The organism is uncultured Paraglaciecola sp. (assembly GCF_943787955.1).
Taxonomy (GTDB): Bacteria; Pseudomonadota; Gammaproteobacteria; order Enterobacterales; family Alteromonadaceae; genus Paraglaciecola.
Window position 1 is genome coordinate 32,351 of record NZ_CALSOK010000013.1, and the last position, 15,780, is coordinate 48,130.

At 39.4% G+C, this 15,780-nt stretch carries 14 protein-coding genes, 1 tRNA gene and 3 pseudogenes; 9 read left to right on the forward strand and 9 right to left on the reverse strand.

Going from position 1 to position 15,780, the window contains the following annotated elements:
• Positions 1-736: 736 nt before the first annotated feature.
• From ychF to Q0Y52_RS12160, 4 genes and pseudogenes are all read right to left on the reverse strand, one after another.
• Positions 737-1,826, reverse strand: a pseudogene (gene ychF / locus Q0Y52_RS12145) (redox-regulated ATPase YchF).
• Positions 1,827-1,896: 70 nt separating this feature from the next.
• Positions 1,897-2,482: pseudogene (pth, locus tag Q0Y52_RS12150) on the reverse strand (aminoacyl-tRNA hydrolase).
• A 29-nt stretch (positions 2,483-2,511) separates the two neighbouring features.
• A pseudogene (locus tag Q0Y52_RS12155) lies at positions 2,512-3,166 on the reverse strand (50S ribosomal protein L25/general stress protein Ctc).
• A gap of 223 nt (positions 3,167-3,389) precedes the next feature.
• Positions 3,390-4,337, reverse strand: a complete 948-nt coding sequence (locus Q0Y52_RS12160; RefSeq protein WP_297821906.1) for a ribose-phosphate pyrophosphokinase — start codon at positions 4,335-4,337, stop codon at positions 3,390-3,392.
• A gap of 43 nt (positions 4,338-4,380) precedes the next feature.
• Here Q0Y52_RS12160 and Q0Y52_RS12165 point away from each other — a divergent pair, with 43 nt between their 5' ends.
• Positions 4,381-4,566 carry a hypothetical protein gene (locus Q0Y52_RS12165; RefSeq protein WP_297821908.1) on the forward strand — a complete coding sequence of 62 codons (186 nt, stop codon included), beginning with the start codon at positions 4,381-4,383 and terminating at the stop codon, positions 4,564-4,566.
• Positions 4,563-4,724, forward strand: coding sequence for a hypothetical protein (locus Q0Y52_RS12170; RefSeq protein WP_297821910.1), 162 nt, complete (start codon positions 4,563-4,565; stop codon positions 4,722-4,724). The genes Q0Y52_RS12165 and Q0Y52_RS12170 overlap by 4 nt, the downstream gene beginning before the upstream one ends.
• 449 nt (positions 4,725-5,173) lie before the next feature.
• Here the strand turns inward: Q0Y52_RS12170 and Q0Y52_RS12175 are convergent.
• The 3 genes from Q0Y52_RS12175 to lolB all read right to left on the reverse strand — a co-directional run bounded on the left by Q0Y52_RS12175 (position 5,174) and on the right by lolB (position 6,832).
• Positions 5,174-5,248, reverse strand: a tRNA-Gln gene (locus Q0Y52_RS12175).
• Positions 5,239-6,117 (reverse strand): 4-(cytidine 5'-diphospho)-2-C-methyl-D-erythritol kinase, encoded by an 879-nt coding sequence (gene ispE / locus Q0Y52_RS12180; protein WP_297821912.1) that lies wholly within the window; start codon positions 6,115-6,117, stop codon positions 5,239-5,241. Before ispE ends, Q0Y52_RS12175 begins: the two co-directional genes overlap by 10 nt.
• Positions 6,110-6,832, reverse strand: coding sequence for a lipoprotein insertase outer membrane protein LolB (gene lolB / locus Q0Y52_RS12185; protein ID WP_297821914.1), 723 nt, complete (start codon positions 6,830-6,832; stop codon positions 6,110-6,112). Before lolB ends, ispE begins: the two co-directional genes overlap by 8 nt.
• A gap of 41 nt (positions 6,833-6,873) precedes the next feature.
• On the opposite strand from lolB, the gene hemA reads away from it, so the two are divergent.
• The 6 genes from hemA (at position 6,874) to Q0Y52_RS12215 (ending at position 11,808) form a co-directional block, all read left to right on the forward strand.
• Positions 6,874-8,136, forward strand: a complete 1,263-nt coding sequence (gene hemA, locus Q0Y52_RS12190; protein ID WP_297821916.1) for a glutamyl-tRNA reductase — start codon at positions 6,874-6,876, stop codon at positions 8,134-8,136.
• 30 nt (positions 8,137-8,166) lie between these two features.
• Complete coding sequence (gene prfA, locus Q0Y52_RS12195) at positions 8,167-9,252, forward strand: peptide chain release factor 1 (protein WP_297821918.1); 1,086 nt, start codon at positions 8,167-8,169, stop codon at positions 9,250-9,252.
• 6 nt (positions 9,253-9,258) lie between these two features.
• Entirely contained in the window at positions 9,259-10,131 is an 873-nt protein-coding gene (prmC, locus tag Q0Y52_RS12200; RefSeq protein ID WP_297821920.1) for a peptide chain release factor N(5)-glutamine methyltransferase, read from the forward strand.
• Between the two features lie 128 nt (positions 10,132-10,259).
• On the forward strand, positions 10,260-10,463 hold the full coding sequence (locus Q0Y52_RS12205; RefSeq protein ID WP_366939290.1) for a hypothetical protein: 204 nt from the start codon (positions 10,260-10,262) through the stop codon (positions 10,461-10,463).
• Between the two features lie 527 nt (positions 10,464-10,990).
• Positions 10,991-11,161: a hypothetical protein gene (locus tag Q0Y52_RS12210; RefSeq protein ID WP_297821922.1), complete on the forward strand. Its 171-nt coding sequence runs from the start codon at positions 10,991-10,993 to the stop codon at positions 11,159-11,161.
• A gap of 29 nt (positions 11,162-11,190) precedes the next feature.
• Positions 11,191-11,808 carry a tetratricopeptide repeat protein gene (locus Q0Y52_RS12215; protein WP_297821924.1) on the forward strand — a complete coding sequence of 206 codons (618 nt, stop codon included), beginning with the start codon at positions 11,191-11,193 and terminating at the stop codon, positions 11,806-11,808.
• A 205-nt stretch (positions 11,809-12,013) separates the two neighbouring features.
• Here the strand turns inward: Q0Y52_RS12215 and Q0Y52_RS12220 are convergent, their stop codons facing one another.
• Both Q0Y52_RS12220 and pepE read right to left on the reverse strand, forming a co-directional pair.
• Positions 12,014-13,108 carry a low specificity L-threonine aldolase gene (locus tag Q0Y52_RS12220; protein WP_297821926.1) on the reverse strand — a complete coding sequence of 365 codons (1,095 nt, stop codon included), beginning with the start codon at positions 13,106-13,108 and terminating at the stop codon, positions 12,014-12,016.
• A gap of 1,410 nt (positions 13,109-14,518) precedes the next feature.
• Positions 14,519-15,217: a dipeptidase PepE gene (gene pepE, locus Q0Y52_RS12225; protein WP_297821928.1), complete on the reverse strand. Its 699-nt coding sequence runs from the start codon at positions 15,215-15,217 to the stop codon at positions 14,519-14,521.
• A gap of 82 nt (positions 15,218-15,299) precedes the next feature.
• On the opposite strand from pepE, the gene Q0Y52_RS12230 reads away from it, so the two are divergent.
• Positions 15,300-15,773 carry a low molecular weight protein-tyrosine-phosphatase gene (locus Q0Y52_RS12230; RefSeq protein ID WP_297821931.1) on the forward strand — a complete coding sequence of 158 codons (474 nt, stop codon included), beginning with the start codon at positions 15,300-15,302 and terminating at the stop codon, positions 15,771-15,773.
• Positions 15,774-15,780 lie beyond the last annotated feature (7 nt).

Genomic DNA, 15,780 nt, shown 5'->3' on the forward strand with positions numbered 1-15,780 from the left:
CTGGTTGCATATTGGTGCTGTTGTTGTGAGACTGTTGCTAGGCGCATTACTTATTTATCAGGCTAGTGTTTCAAAGTTCCCTTTATTAATAGAAGTAATTGGTTGGGATAGCAATTATCGCTGCTATAGTTTTTGCTTTCATAGGGCGTAATAAATTTCAACGCTTAATATCATGGGCATTTACTTTGCTTAAACCATTAGGTCGTTTTGCTGGTGTCCTGGCGATAAGCTTTGGAATTTTCCTAATTTATTCATTTATCTAGAGATTTTTTAGAGCAATATAGTAAGCCATTCAAGTAGGACTTTAAAAGTTGGGCTCCGCTTCCTCTTCATCTTTAATAAGAGAATCTCTTGATATTTATTTGTCTATATTACCAAGCCAGTTCAGTGAGACGCTTTTCGTATTTTTATACTAGGCATAGGTTGATTATCATCGTTATTTTAATTGGGCTCATTGATGACTCGGTCATCATGTTAAGCTTTGCCTTTTGGTGCATCTTTTAGATGTTTAAAACGGTTCCTAATTGTATTTTATGAATATTAACTATATTCACATGATGAACATACAACAGCAACAGCTGGTACTTTTGGTAAAGTGAAGGATGTACTTGATAACCAAAGTTGCTGGCGAAAGGAATACAGGTCAAAATCATCAGAAAGTTGGCGCGAAGGGTGTTTTTGGGTTTTTAATACACTAAAAAGCCCGCATTTAGCGGGCTTCAAATTCTTTAAAAGACTATACGTTAAACCTAAAGTGGATCACATCGCCATCTTTTACTATGTAGTCTTTGCCTTCTAAACGCCATTTACCGGCATCTTTGGCACCTTGTTCACCATTAAACTCAACAAAATTGTCATATCCAATGATTTCGGCACGGATAAAACCCTTTTCGAAATCGGTGTGGATGACGCCTGCGGTTTGTGGTGCGGTAGAGCCTTCTTTATAAGTCCAAGCTCGCACTTCTTGAACCCCAGCGGTAAAATATGTGTTTAGGGCAAGTAATTCATAACCACAACGGATCACGCGGTTTAACCCGGTTCTTCTAATCCCATATCTGCCATGAATTCGGCTTTTTCTTCGTCGTCTAGTTCGCCTATTTCAGATTCGATTTCAGCGCAAACTGGGACTACTACAGCGCCTTCGGCTGCAGCAATTTCGCGTACTTTGTCTAAATATGGATTGTTCTCGAATCCATCATCATTAACGTTAGCGATATACATAGTGGGTTTAAGGGTTAAGAAGTTCATGTAGCTGATTAGTTTTAATTCTTCTTTATCTAGCTCAACTGAACGTAATAATTCTCCTTCATCCAAATGAGGTTTGATTTTTTCTAATACTTTGAGTTCAGATTTCGCGTCAGCATCTCCACTTTTCGCTCTTTTTGCTACTCTGTGCAGTGCTTTTTCTGTTGTTTCTAAATCAGATAATGCCAATTCTGTATTAATAATCTCGATGTCGTCTTGAGGACTAATTTTGCCCGCCACATGTACAATGTTGTCATTATCAAAACAACGAACAACGTGGCCTATCGCATCGGTTTCACGAATATTAGCTAAAAACTTATTGCCTAAACCCTCACCCTTAGATGCACCTTCTACTAAACCTGCGATATCAACAAATTCCATAGTGGTAGGAATAGTGCGTTTAGGATTAACAATTGCAGCAAGTTTATCTAAGCGTAAATCGGGCACTGGAACCACACCCGTATTGGGTTCTATCGTACAAAATGGGAAGTTGCCGCTTCGATACCGGCTTTGGTTAACGCGTTAAAAAGTGTCGATTTGCCGACGTTTGGTAAACCGACTATGCCGCATTTAAAACCCATTTTGTTTTTCCTCTTAATTTTGTATTAATGATTTGACGAAGTCCGTCATGGTTAATTTTTTAATGAAATGTTATTCGGCCTTGAATGAATGCAGGCGGTTCATAGCTTTTTTTAGATCGTCTTTGACTAATATCTCGAGGCAACGTGTTGCTTCATCAATAGCATCTTCGATTTGTTGTTGTTCTTTTTGAGGGGCTTTACCTAACACATGACCCGTAACTCGGTTTTTATCTCCTGGGTGGCCGATGCCAATAGCGCAAGCCTCAGAAAATCCTTTCTGGTTGGCCATACTGCTGACAATATCCCGCACATGCCATTTTGGCTTGAGCTACCACCGGTTTTAAATTTTGACTACACCGGGTGGCAAGATCTAACTCGTCAAAGGCGACTAATAAACTCTGATAAGGGGACGCGGTAGAAAGTTCGCCATCGCTGCAACGGCTTGACCGCTTTTGTTCATAAAGGTGGTAGGAATGAGAAGTCGAACGTCTTGTCCACCAATCGTGACACGACCGGTGTAAGCCATAAAATTTGTTTTCTAGTTTCAACGTGCAGTTGTACGCTTTTGCTAGTGATTCGACGAACCATGCACCCGCATTATGCCGGGTATGCTGATATTCAGGGCCTGGATTACCCAGGCCCACAATTAGGCTAATGCGCGCTAATTGTTTATCAGTCAAGCAACTTATTCCGCAGGTGCTGCTTCTGCAGCATGCGCCTTCACTTTCGCCTTCAGTCTTCCAGCTTTAGGACCTTTAGCTAGTTTAACTGGTTACAACGGCCAAATCGTGCTCTTCGGCGCCTTTGTTTAGTTCTACCAAAGTATACGCCTTTTGGTAATACTAAATCAGTTAAGTGAACAGTTTGGTCTAGTGCAACGTTCAACAAATCAACTTCGATGTACTCTGGCAAGTCACCTGGTAAACAGCTCACTTCAACATCAATCATGTGATGCTCAGCGTGACCACCATTTAATTTAATAGAATCAGCTTTTTCTTCATTATGAAGTGTAAAGGTACATTAGTTTGTAGCGCTTTTTTCGCATCAATACGTAAAAAGTCAACATGCATAACAATGGGTTTAAAAGCATGACGTTGCATGTCTTTAACCAATACTTCTACTTTTTCTTCACCAATGTTCAACGTAAGAACATGAGAATAGAAAGCTTCGAAGCCTTGGGCTTGGAAAAGTTTGTTATGATTAAGCGTTAAAGAAACGGCTTCTTTATTTGCTCCGTATAAGACTGCAGGTACTTTACCAGCGTGACGTAGGCGGCGGCTCGCACCTTTCCCTAAATCAGTACGGATTTCTGCGTCTAGTGTGAAAATTCCATCAGACATGTGGTAACTCCAAATTATAGTAAGTGTGTGTAAATTTTTGCGACCAAAATTTACGTTTGTGTCGTTAGTTCTCTACCCGTAGACAGTGAAACAGCAACATCCCATAAAAAAGGGCGGCGAATGTTAACACCACAAAGAAGGGGAAACAATGAATTTGCGCGTTATTTAACAATAAAAAAGCGGCTGGTAAAAGCCGCTGCTCTAATCTTTAAATGAACCAGTCTTAATATTCAAACATCGCTGAAATAGACTCTTCGTTACTGACTCTTCGAATAGCTTCAGCAAGCATATTAGATAATGTAAGTTGTTTGACTTTAGGTATATTTTTTATCTCATCGCGAAGGGGGATGCTATCTGTAATGATAATTTCATCAATCACAGAGTCTCGTAAATTTTGTGCCGCATTACCCGAAAATATAGCATGTGTAGCGTAGGCATATACATTTCTGGCGCCGTGGGCTTTTAATGCTTCTGCCGCTTTTGCCAACGTACCACCCGTATCAATCATATCATCAACAATTATACAATCTCGGTCTTGAACATCACCGATAATATGCATAACCTGAGCAACATTAGCCTTGGGACGGCGTTTATCGATAATAGCTAAATCAGTATCGTTCATCAGTTTTGCTAATGCTCTGGCACGCACCACGCCACCAATATCCGGAGATACCACCACTGGGTTATGAAAATCACGTTGGCGAATATCTTCTAACAAAATGGGTGTACCAAAAGCGTTATCTACCGGCACATCGAAGAAACCTTGAATTTGTTCGGCGTGTAAGTCGATAGTCAAAACTCGATCAACTCCTACATTGGACAAAAAGTCTGCCACAACTTTAGCCGTGATAGGCACCCTAGCTGAACGCACTCGTCTGTCTTGTCGTGCATATCCAAAATAGGGGATAACCGCAGTAATTCGACCCGCTGATGCACGGCGAAACGCATCAATCATGACAATCAATTCCATTAAATTGTCGTTAGTTGGTGCACACGTAGATTGGATAATAAAGACATCTGAACCACGGACATTCTCGTGAATTTCTACACTGATTTCCCCATCACTAAAACGTCCAACACTTGCATGTCCTAGTTTGGTATAAAGCCTATCAGCTACTTTTTGGGCTAATTCAGGTACTGCATTTCCAGAGAAAATCTTCATATCCGGCACGGTAATATCCTCAGTGCTTATTAAATGGCTGTGGCAGTTTATCTTGCATCAACGAAATGGCGTAGAACAAAACTTACTTTCTCAGCAAGTATTAACAGAAAACTATCAGTTAACTGTTAAAAGAAAATTGGCTGGGGTAGCTGGACTTGAACCGACGATTAGTCGCGGATCAAAACCTGTTATCTCAGCACTTGCTTCTATTAAAATTGGCTGGGGTAGCTGGACTTGAACCAACGATTAGCCGCGGTTCAAAACTTGTTATCTCAGCACTTGCTTCTATTAAAATTGGCTGGGGTAACTGGACCTGAACCAACGATTAGTCGCGGATCAAAACCTGTTATCTCAGCATTTGCTTCTATTAAAACTGGCTGGGGTAGCTGGACCTGAACCAACGATTAGTCGCGGATCAAAACCTGTTATCTCAGCACTTGCTTACACTAAATTGGCTGGGGTAACTGGACTTGAACCAACGATTAGTCGCGGATCAAAACCTGTTATCTCAGCACTTGCATATACTAAATTGGCTGGGGTAGCTGGACCTGAACCAACGATTAGTCTCGGATCAAAACCTGTTATCTCAGCACTTGCTTCTATTAAAACTGGCTGGGGTAGCTGGACCTGAACCAACGATTAGTCTCGGATCAAAACCTGTTATCTCAGCATTTGCTTCTATTAAAACTGGCTGGGGTAACTGGACTTGAACCAACGATTAGTCGCGGATCAAAACCTGTTATCTCAGCACTTGCTTACACTAAATTGGCTGGGGTAACTGGACTTGAACCAACGATTAGTCGCGGATCAAAACTTGTTATCTCAGCACTTGCTTCTATTAAAATTGGCTGGGGTAGCTGGACTTGAACCAACGAATGACGGGATCAAAACCCGTTGCCTTACCACTTGGCTATACCCCATTAAAACTAGTAAATTGTGCTTGTATTTGACTATGTAAAAGGGATGTATTCACACCACTCGCAACAAAACTGCTGCTACCTTGTGGTAATAAAGTTTGAACATTTAACGCTTCCTGACGTTCATCAAACATTGCAAATACACATGAGCCTGTACCAGTCATTCTTGAAGGCGCGTATTCTAACAACCAGTGTAATGCTTTTGCAACATTCGGATCGCGTTCACAAACCAATTCTTGGCAATCATTGTGAGTATTTGTAAAACTATAATCACAAAAGTTAATTTTTGGAGTATTTCTGGGTAGATTTGGCAAGGAAAAGATATCAGCTGTGGATATATGGCTATCGGGAAATAATACTAAATATGTTTTTGTTGGGAGACTCACCTGCTGCAATTTTTCACCTACACCCTCAGCAAAAGCAGTTTTTCCATGAATAAAAATAGGTACATCTGCTCCAAGAGTTAAGCCTAGTGTGGCCAACTTGATCTGAGATAAATGGCAACCCCAAAGTTTATTTAGCACCAGCAGTGTCGTTGCGGCATTCGACGAACCTCCACCTATACCTCCGCCCATGGGCAGACATTTTCTAAGATGGATATTACAACCAAGACCTTTAGCAGCTGGCAAGCTTCGTTTTAATAATCGCGCCGCTTTAATAATTAAATTATCATCATCAGCGACACCGGCTATGGGGTCCGCTAAGGTGATTTTATCAGAGGTATTAATATCGAAGGCTAGCTCATCACCATAGTCGAGGATTTGAAATAAACTTTGTAATTGATGGTAACCATTTTCGTATCGGCCATTGATGTGTAAAAATAAATTAAGTTTTGCTGGGCTTGACCACCAGTTCAAGGAGGGCTTATTCATATAATTCCCATTTATTTACTCGGATTAACAGTTCACTATTGTTGAGTTTATTTTTTAACACCACCTTGTGGGGTAACCGAATATCAACTACCAATTTATAGTCATCATAATTAATTAACCAGTTTTCGCAATTATTGCAGATAGGCTGCAATTGGCTGACCCAGCCTTGTTCACTAGTTAGTACCTTATCGTTTTTCTGATGTTGCCCTTTTATCCAAAAGCGTAATTTTTCTAATGGTATCTGCCAACCGGTGACATGCCAAATTAAATCACTAGGGTTAGAATCTTGATAAGTCTCACCATTTGCTACCAACGTGACGCCCTTTTCATTGCCTTTCATATTCAGCAGTGATGTACCGATGATAGAAGTCATGTTGAGCTGGAATTGTTGTTGCCTTTGTTGCCACCTAAAGTTAGCACTTTGTTTTTTTTCTGGACTCTTAAAACCAAGCTTTCCCTTTATTAACCAATGTTCTTGTTGTTTTAAGGACAACTGGTGAACAGATGAATTCAAACTAAGTATTGGCTTTGGGGGAGTCGCACAACCAGCTAGAAAAAAAATAAGGGTAAGGACAGATAAAGTTTGTTTTCTACAGAGGCGGCTAATTAACACAGTTTGAATAACGCTCTTTAAATCAAAATTAGATTGATGCAATAGGAACATACAAGTGACATTGCTTTCAATAGTTTTACCTTTTGCGTACAATGCTGTCATCAAATAATCCTAACCTTTATTGTAGTTTATCTAATCATTCCATGACCCTAATTGCTTTTGGTATTAATCATAAAACTGCTCCGATTGAATTGCGTGAAAAAATAGCGTTTTCACCTGATGCAATTGTGCAGGCTCTAGCCTCTTTGCGGCAAAAAACTGGCGCGACAGAGTCTGTGATTTTGTCAACCTGCAATAGAACTGAAGTTTATGCGCAGCTTGATGATAAACAGATAAATACAATTTCTACTTGGTTAGCTGATTTTCATGGCGTGCAACCAAAAGAATTACAAGATAACAGTTACCTTCATGCTGAACATCAGGCCGCCATTCACATTATGCGCGTGGCCTGTGGACTAGACTCAATGATGTTAGGCGAGCCACAGATCTTAGGGCAAGTGAAACAAGCCTTTACTGAAGCCAAAAATTCTGGGGTGATTAAGGGAGATTTTGAACGACTGTTTCAGCATACTTTCTCGGTTGCAAAAAGGGTGCGCACTGAAACAGATATTGGTGCTAATGCAGTGTCTGTCGCATATGCTTCGGTGCAATTAGCTAAACATATATTTTCATCGCTGGAACAAAGTAGGGTGCTATTGATTGGTGCTGGCGAGACCATCGAACTAGTGGCTAAACATTTATTTGAACAAAATGTTAAATCATTAACTGTTGCCAACCGCACCATAGCAAGAGCTCAAGCCATCGCAGAACCATTAAATGCAACAGTTTTGACATTGGCGCAAATCCCACAACACTTAAAAGATGCTGATATCGTGATCAGTTCAACTGCCAGTCAATTACCAATTTTAGGCAAAGGCTTAGTACAAAATGCATTAAAGGAACGTAAACATAAGCCAATGTTTTTAGTCGATTTAGCTGTACCTCGTGATATTGAAGCAGAGGTAGGCGAACTGGACGATGCCTATTTATACACAGTGGATGATTTACAACAAATAGTAGAAAAAAACCTAGCCAATCGACAAGATGCAGCAGCTGTTGCAGATGAAATGGTGGTGCAGCAAGTACAACAATTTATGCGTTGGCAACAAAGTCAAACCTCGATTGATGTATTAAAAGGGTTTCGAGATCAAAGTGAGTTACAGCGTGATGCCTTAGTTAGTAAAGCACTAAATCAGCTTGCAGACGGCAAAGAAGCTGAACAAGTAATAATCGAACTCGCCAATAAATTAACCAATAGTCTTATTCATGCACCTACCAAAGCTTTAAAAAATGCGGCAAGTGAACAAAATTCACAGCAGCTTGAATTACTCATGGATGCATTAGATCTAAAAAAATCAGATAATTAGCGGCTAATGTAGTCCGCCTACGGAAATAAAATGAAAGAATCGGTTCAACGAAAACTAGAAGTATTGGATGAGCGGTATGAAGAGGTACAAGCCTTATTGAGTGAAGCTGAAGTCATTGCTGATCAAGATAGATATAGAGGCCTTACTAAAGAATACTCACAATTAGAAGGTGTAGTGAAGTGTTTTCGTGATTATCAGGGGGCTCAGAAAGACTTTGAATCTGCCCAAGAAATGATGCAAGAAGACGACGCAGAAATGCGTGAAATGGCACAAGAAGAATATAAATCAGCCAAACAAAGTATCGAAGAGTTTACTCAAGAATTACAAGTATTATTGCTGCCTAAAGATCCTAACGATGAAAGTAATTGTTTTGTTGAGATACGTGCTGGTGCAGGGGGCGACGAAGCCGCTATTTTTGCTGGTGACTTATTCCGTATGTATAGTCGTTATGCCGAAAAACAAGGCTGGAAAGTTGAACTCGTCACGGCTAACGAAGGTGATCATGGTGGGTACAAAGTCGTGATTGCAAATGTTTTAGGCGGGGGCTCCTATGGTATTATGAAATTTGAGTCAGGCGGGCATCGCGTGCAACGTGTACCTGATACTGAGTCACAAGGGCGCATTCATACTTCAGCTTGTACTGTAGTCGTTATGCCTGAAATACCTGAGTCAGAAGCTATTGAAATCAATAAAGCTGATTTGAAAATTGACACCTTTAGAGCATCTGGTGCAGGTGGTCAGCACGTCAATAAAACTGACTCTGCTATCCGTATTACCCACAATCCTTCGGGTATAGTAGTCGAGTGTCAGGATGAGCGTTCTCAGCACAAAAATCGTGCGAAAGCGATGGCTATATTGCAGTCCAGATTAACTCAATTAGAAGAAGATAAACGCCAAGCGGAAGAAACGTCTACTCGGAGAAACCTTGTAGCCAGTGGTGATCGTTCAGAGCGTATTCGTACTTATAATTTCCCTCAAGGACGTGTTACCGATCATCGTATTAATTTAACCTTATACTGTTTAGACGATGTCATCGCTGGTGAACTCAATGCGGTATTAGAGCCAATTAGACAAGAACATCAAGCCGATTTGTTATCTTCACTTTCTGACGAATAGGTTACATTGGATAATTTTTTATTCACCATTGCCCAAGCATTGTCTTGGGCTAGAGATGAACTTTATTCTCATAATATAAGTGATGACGGCCTGTATGATTCATCTGCGATTGACAGCAAGGTATTGTTATCAGTCTGTTTGCAGCGTGAAGTAGTTTACTTGCACACTTGGCCTGAAAAATTGTTAAATAAATTACAGATGAAATTATTTAAAGAGTACATTTCGCAACGATCTTTAGGCCATCCAGTAGCACATATTATTGGCTATAGAGATTTTTGGTCATTGCGACTCAAAGTTTCTCCCACAACTTTGATCCCGAGACCTGAAACCGAAATTTTGGTTGAAATTGCTCTAAACCTTAACTTAACTGAACATTCTAAAGCATTGGATTTAGGGACTGGCACGGGTGCTATCGCATTGGCGTTAGCAAGTGAAAACCCCAATTGGTTGGTAACAGGTTTAGATAAAAGCTCACCGGCGGTTACGTTAGCCAAAGATAACGCTCTCTTACATAAATTAGAACGGGTCAAATTTATTCAAAGTGATTGGTTTTCTGCTGTAGAGGATAGAAAATTTGATCTTATCGTGACGAATCCGCCTTATATTGAAGACAACAATCGCTATTTACAGCAAGGTGATGTGCGTTTTGAGCCCAAGAGTGCATTAACATCGGGTATCGATGGCCTTGATGACATACGTTCAATTGTTTCTCAAAGTAAGCATTTTCTGACTGATAACGGCTGGTTATTGATTGAACATGGTTATAAGCAAAGTCGTCAAGTGACAGATATTTTGAGAGCGCACAGTTTTAATCAAATCCGAAGCGAACGTGATCTGAATGGCTTACCTCGCGTTACCATGGGATGCAATGCGCTGTAAATTTTGTTTTATATGAGTATTTTTCTGTCATTTGTGTTGTTGTCATCAACAATAGTTAAGTTATCAACCGGTTTTAGCTGACTACTTCAAACTTTATGTTCTTATTAAGTTGTTGTTTTAGAGAGGGGATGTCTGATGAAATTTTATTTGCCGAAGATACAAATGATGAAATTGTGTTGCAAGGCAAGGCAAGGCAAGGCAAGGCAAGGCAAGGCAAGGCAAGAGTATTAATTGTTTATGACGAGCCTGAGGTGCATGCTGTAACCGTGTTAGCACTTAAAGATTTTGTATTCCAAGAAAAACATCTAGAGTTTATTAACACCTTTATCTGACTGCTACAGCATTAAGGGGGTGGTGTTTTAATCAATCATTGTGCAGATGCATGTGTTACTGAATTTATTAGCTTGGGTGATGTATATTCTTACGGTTACCTTAACGTTAAAATTAAGTCGTACTAGTTTCATATGAGGCTTCCGTCTCATTAGTGCGTTAAGTTGGATTGCTTATGCTGGAATCGTTGATGTGAATAAATACCCCATACTATTTAAACTACACTTCAGCCTGATATAAACACTTTTGTTTTAGCTTTTCACCTCTTTAGTGTGAATAAAATAAATATCACTGCATAGTCTGATTAAGCGTCTTCAATCAAATTTTTGAACGTATTGGTAAATTACTGGAACAACAAGTTGTTAGCATTTGACAGTGTCATCTATTGTGTTGACCTCTTTATACAAATCTGAGATTGTACTAATTAACAGCAATTTAGATTTATTTATGATTTTACTGCTCATTACGGTAAAGGTTACCCCACTTAAACCGATAAAAAGAAGTGTGTATATTTATTGGGGTAAAACATGTGAAAGAGATAAAGCAGGCTATCGCTAAGCGGGACTATCTGATGGCCAGTTTACAGTTAGCTAGGGTGTTTCAGCCTGACGTTTTTCAACCAGATGACTACCAACGCAAGGTAGACTTGTGGATTGAAGAAGCAAAAGCATTTATCGGTTCGACCGATACTACTCCATAAATTTTAAACGTTTTATTCATTTTTTTTATGTGAAACTCGCTTTTAGTGGTGATGAAAAAAATTATTTTTCTTGTCAATATAGTTTGCTAAATTATGTTCTTGATTACCGTACTGGGATCCCTGTAAGCCTTGCCATTATTTTTCAATCCATGGGGAAAATCCTGGGTTTTGATATATGTGGTGTAAATTTTCCTGGACATTTTTTGATCAAGTGTCGTTTTAGTTTTTGTCCAGACATTTATATAGATCCCTTAAATGGTAAACAGCTGAGTCGACAAGATTTGGAATCTCTATACTTTTCTATTTTACATAGAATAGAAGATGAAAAAATGCCAAAAGAAGCTTTGCACGAAGCAAGTTGTGATGAAACTATTGTTAGATTACTGCACGCTTTAAAAGCATCGCATATCAATGGTAAATTTTATTCAGAAGCGTTAGCAGCGGTAGAGTTACTCGTGAATTTGTGTCCTAACGATCCTTATGAAAGAAGAGACAGAGGGTTTTTATTACATCAGCTGGACTGCACGCAAGTAGCGATTGCAGACTATCAATATTTTATTCGTAAGTGTCCTAAAGATCCGGCCACACAGCTTCTACAAGCCCAATTACAACAACTGAGTGAACAAACCCCAGACGTTTTTCATTGAATATCATTTATCTAAGGACGTTGTAGATAGCTTGAGTTAATTGGTGAAGCTGCTGATGATCAATGATGTAAAGCAGCATAATATACACAAGCTTGGAACAATGATCTTAGCGGATAAGTTGGTGGCAATGGTGCCTCATCTTTAGACACCGGATACACTAATGCTCATTAATCTATTTTACATTGCAATCGGGTTGGTGCTCGAGCTAAGAACGTAAAAGATTTGCAAATTGCTGCATTGCATTGACAAAGGTTTGATTTGTCATCGCGAGGGCCTTTTCACCCACCACAAACTCCATGGCGCATCTGTTGGGTGATTCGTAATTCCAGAATCGGTCAGATAGCCAAATGCCCTGTTCTGTTGCAATTCTATTTCTTGCGTATGTTGCTTTATCAAAAGAAGTCTCAAGCAATATGTGAAATAAGTTTGTATGAGGAATAACAGGGTCAACTCGTAAATCAGAAATATGTTTAATCGCGCCAGCTATACCTTTTGCTTTTTCAATAAATGCAGGCATTTGTTTAATACGTTTATCAATTAAATGTAATGCATCGTATATGAGTGGCCAAGAACCAACCGAAAACCCACCTAAACGGGTCCGCCATTTTTGCGCTTCATCAATAAACTCCTGAGACCCAGCTAATACAGCACCTCCCATCGCACCAATATCTTTATAGAAGGATACATATACTGAGTCAAAGCCTGCAACAATATCAGCATAAGATCTGTTGTCGTAAAAAGGTCGGCAAGACCATAACCTAGCGCCATCCATGTGCAGCGGTATACCCAGTGTTTTGCAGCGGTTTTTGATCTTTTGCAATTCACTCCAGTTGGGTAATTTCCCACCACTATGACGTTGCGGAAGCTCGACAAAAGCACAGCCAGGATCGCCACTAATATCATCTGATGTGAGTGGCTCTCGCCATTTTCCTATTACCTTAGCAGAACATCCATGGGCATGACCATAGCCATGTTCCTCATGTAACAACAGATGCGAAGAAGGGTGTAGCAACAATTGGTCATTATTCATTTGCTGCCCATGTATTCTAGCAGCAATACCCTGTGCCAAGACCCCAGTGGGGAACCATAAAGCGGCTTCTGTACCTAATAATTTAGCCATTTTATCTTCAAGCAGGCGTGCACCGTGGTCGTTGCCTAATTCAGCGTCAATCTCTGTGCCATTTTCCTTTTGCTCATTCAAAAAAGAAGATAAACACGACAGCGACTGTGCTGGTGTTTTATGTTGATGATAAGGAAAACCTAGATTGATAGAGCAACTTGCTTTGAGTGACATAGGCATAAAGAAATAAGTGCTTTAATGTTTAGGAAAAGAATCATAAATTTTATTATGTATCGAATGTTAGAGCAAGCTCGCATGGAAGACCTGACAATATTTAATTAAATATAATGTGTGTTTATATCTATTTTTGCTCTAGCGAATTACGAACTTCAAAGGTTAGTACTTAAACGTATCATTCAGGCATTTCAATATCAGAAACTAACAGATTAACTGAATGATCATTGGAAGCTTGTTCACCCATATATGCCAGGTTACAGGTGTGGTGAATAATGTATCTTTTAACTTTTCTGAGGGTCAGCAAGCCTTATAGCTCGCAAAAGTTAGTAATTAATAGCCGAAGATTTTAAATTATCATGATATCCATGGTTTACCTGTCAGTACATGTTTTCATTTTCTATAACCCTGAAGAGAACTTGATCTCACACAGCGTCAATATAGTTTTTTCAAACTGCCCCTCTATCAAACTAACTTCTATAAAACAAATAAAAGTTAAAAAGGGATGCTCTATGGCAATACGTTTTGCTCACTTATTTGCCCATTTTAAATGAGATAATGATTTTTCCGACAAACTATTACTCAACCACTAGTTGCCATGGTTTACGCACTCCGATTGACCTACAAAATAAGCTGGTAATTGACGAGCCATGGGGCTAGATAAATCAAGAGAGTGGACTTCGCTTTCTGCGCATCGTCGACTAAAAAAAATAATTAAGTGTTCCAATAATTTGCGGAGCGCTGAAGACGAAAATGACAAAAAAAGCCTGATGGAGGATCAGGCTTAAAACAGAACACACATAAACTATACATTCAGAAGGTAAATAACAGGATAAGTTCAACTTTTTGATCAATATTTTTCGATTATAGTTGTTCAATTGCAGACTGCGCGTTTTAAGCTTATCTGCAGGACATAAGATATTAGGCTTGTTACTAAATTGAAGAGGAAAATTGGCAAAAAAAAAGCCTGATGGAGGATCAGGCTTAAAACAGAACACACATAAACTATATGTTCAGAAGGTAGATAACAGGATAAGTTCAATTTTTTGATCAATATTAATTAATAATAGTTGTTCAATCGCAGACAGAATGTTTTAACTTCAACTGAAGAAGTATATGGGGGGCTCTTAAAGCATTATGATCCAAAAGGGTGAGGGAGTTATCTCATCGCCATAAAATAAATACTGCTTATTTTTTTCAAAAGAAATTATTCCATTATAAGTACCAAAAAATTTAAGGTCCAAGCTTGAGCTCTTTGAACAAGGTAGTCACAAAACACACACGTTATAATCACTCAGTAGTTAGCTTTGATTAACAGGTAGTGGCCACCCAAAAGTCAGACGAGGTTACTGTTGTATTGAAACTTTTTGGGGCGTTCACGTCTGCTTTAAATCAAAACTATTTTCACAGTAAAATTTAATTATCCAAATACCCACTCAAATTTTGATTTGGGTGAATAATGCGTTGTGATGGACCCTCAAACACTACTCCATCCAATTCCCCTTTTAATAGAAGTGAATCACCTTGTAACAACAAAGCTCCCCCCTCACGAATTCCAATCACCGGCATTCCAGGATTTAAAATACAAAATTCCTCAATTCGCTGTGCGCGTGTTTCGCCGTTGTGCCCAGGGGCTTGATAGTCGGTGTAGTGGGGGTTGAGTTGAAATGGAACAAAATTGAGAGCTTCAAAACTAGGTGGTTGTATTATGGGCATGTCGTTGGTGGTGCGGATACTATTACCACAGATGTTTGAGCCTGCGCTCCAACCTACATAAGGTTTGCCTTTGTTGACTTGGTTTTTTATGTTGCCTAGCAAGTCTTGATGATACAATTCATTGAGTAAATTAAAGGTGTTACCGCCTCCAACTAATATAGCTTGTGCGTTTTCTAATGCTTGATGAGGATTTGCGAATTGATGAATACCTTTGACTTGATAATCGGCTAGGGCGTGTTGCACTTTAGTCGTATAATCGTCCCAGCCGAGATTTACGCCTGCAAAAGGAATAAAGAGTAGTTCTTCTATAATGGGTAAATGTTGATCAAGCATGGGTAACGCATGCTGTAGGTAATCTTCATCAGCCACTCTAGAACTGCTAAGCATGAGAACATTCATTTTAAATTAATCCGTATTACCACTAGACGCGCAATTATAGACCGCTAGAATACTTTTCATAGTAAAAATATTAGGAAAACCGATGGTAGGTGACACAACTTCAGTGCTTTTTGTTTGTTTGGGGAATATTTGTAGATCGCCCAGTGCTGAAGCCGTTTTTAAGAAAAAAGCAGCTGACATAGGGTTGATTATCGAAATTGATTCTGCTGGTACGGCTGGATATCACAAAGGAGCTGCGCCTGACAAACGTTCACAATCAGTGGCTATAGACAAAGGTTATGATTTTAAAGGCTTAAAATGCCGAAAAGTGGTGAAGCAAGATTTTAAAAAGTTTGATTATATTTTGGGAATGGATAATCAAAATATCACCAATTTGTTAGAAACTTGCCCTGTAGAGTTTCAACATAAGGTGTCATTACTATTAAGTTTTTGTGAATCTGAAGAACAAGAAGTGCCTGACCCTTATTACGGTGGCAAAGGCGGTTTTGAATATGTTTTAGATCTCATTGAACAAGGATCCGATGGCTTTATTGAGCATCTTACTGCTACTGGGTAATAAGTTA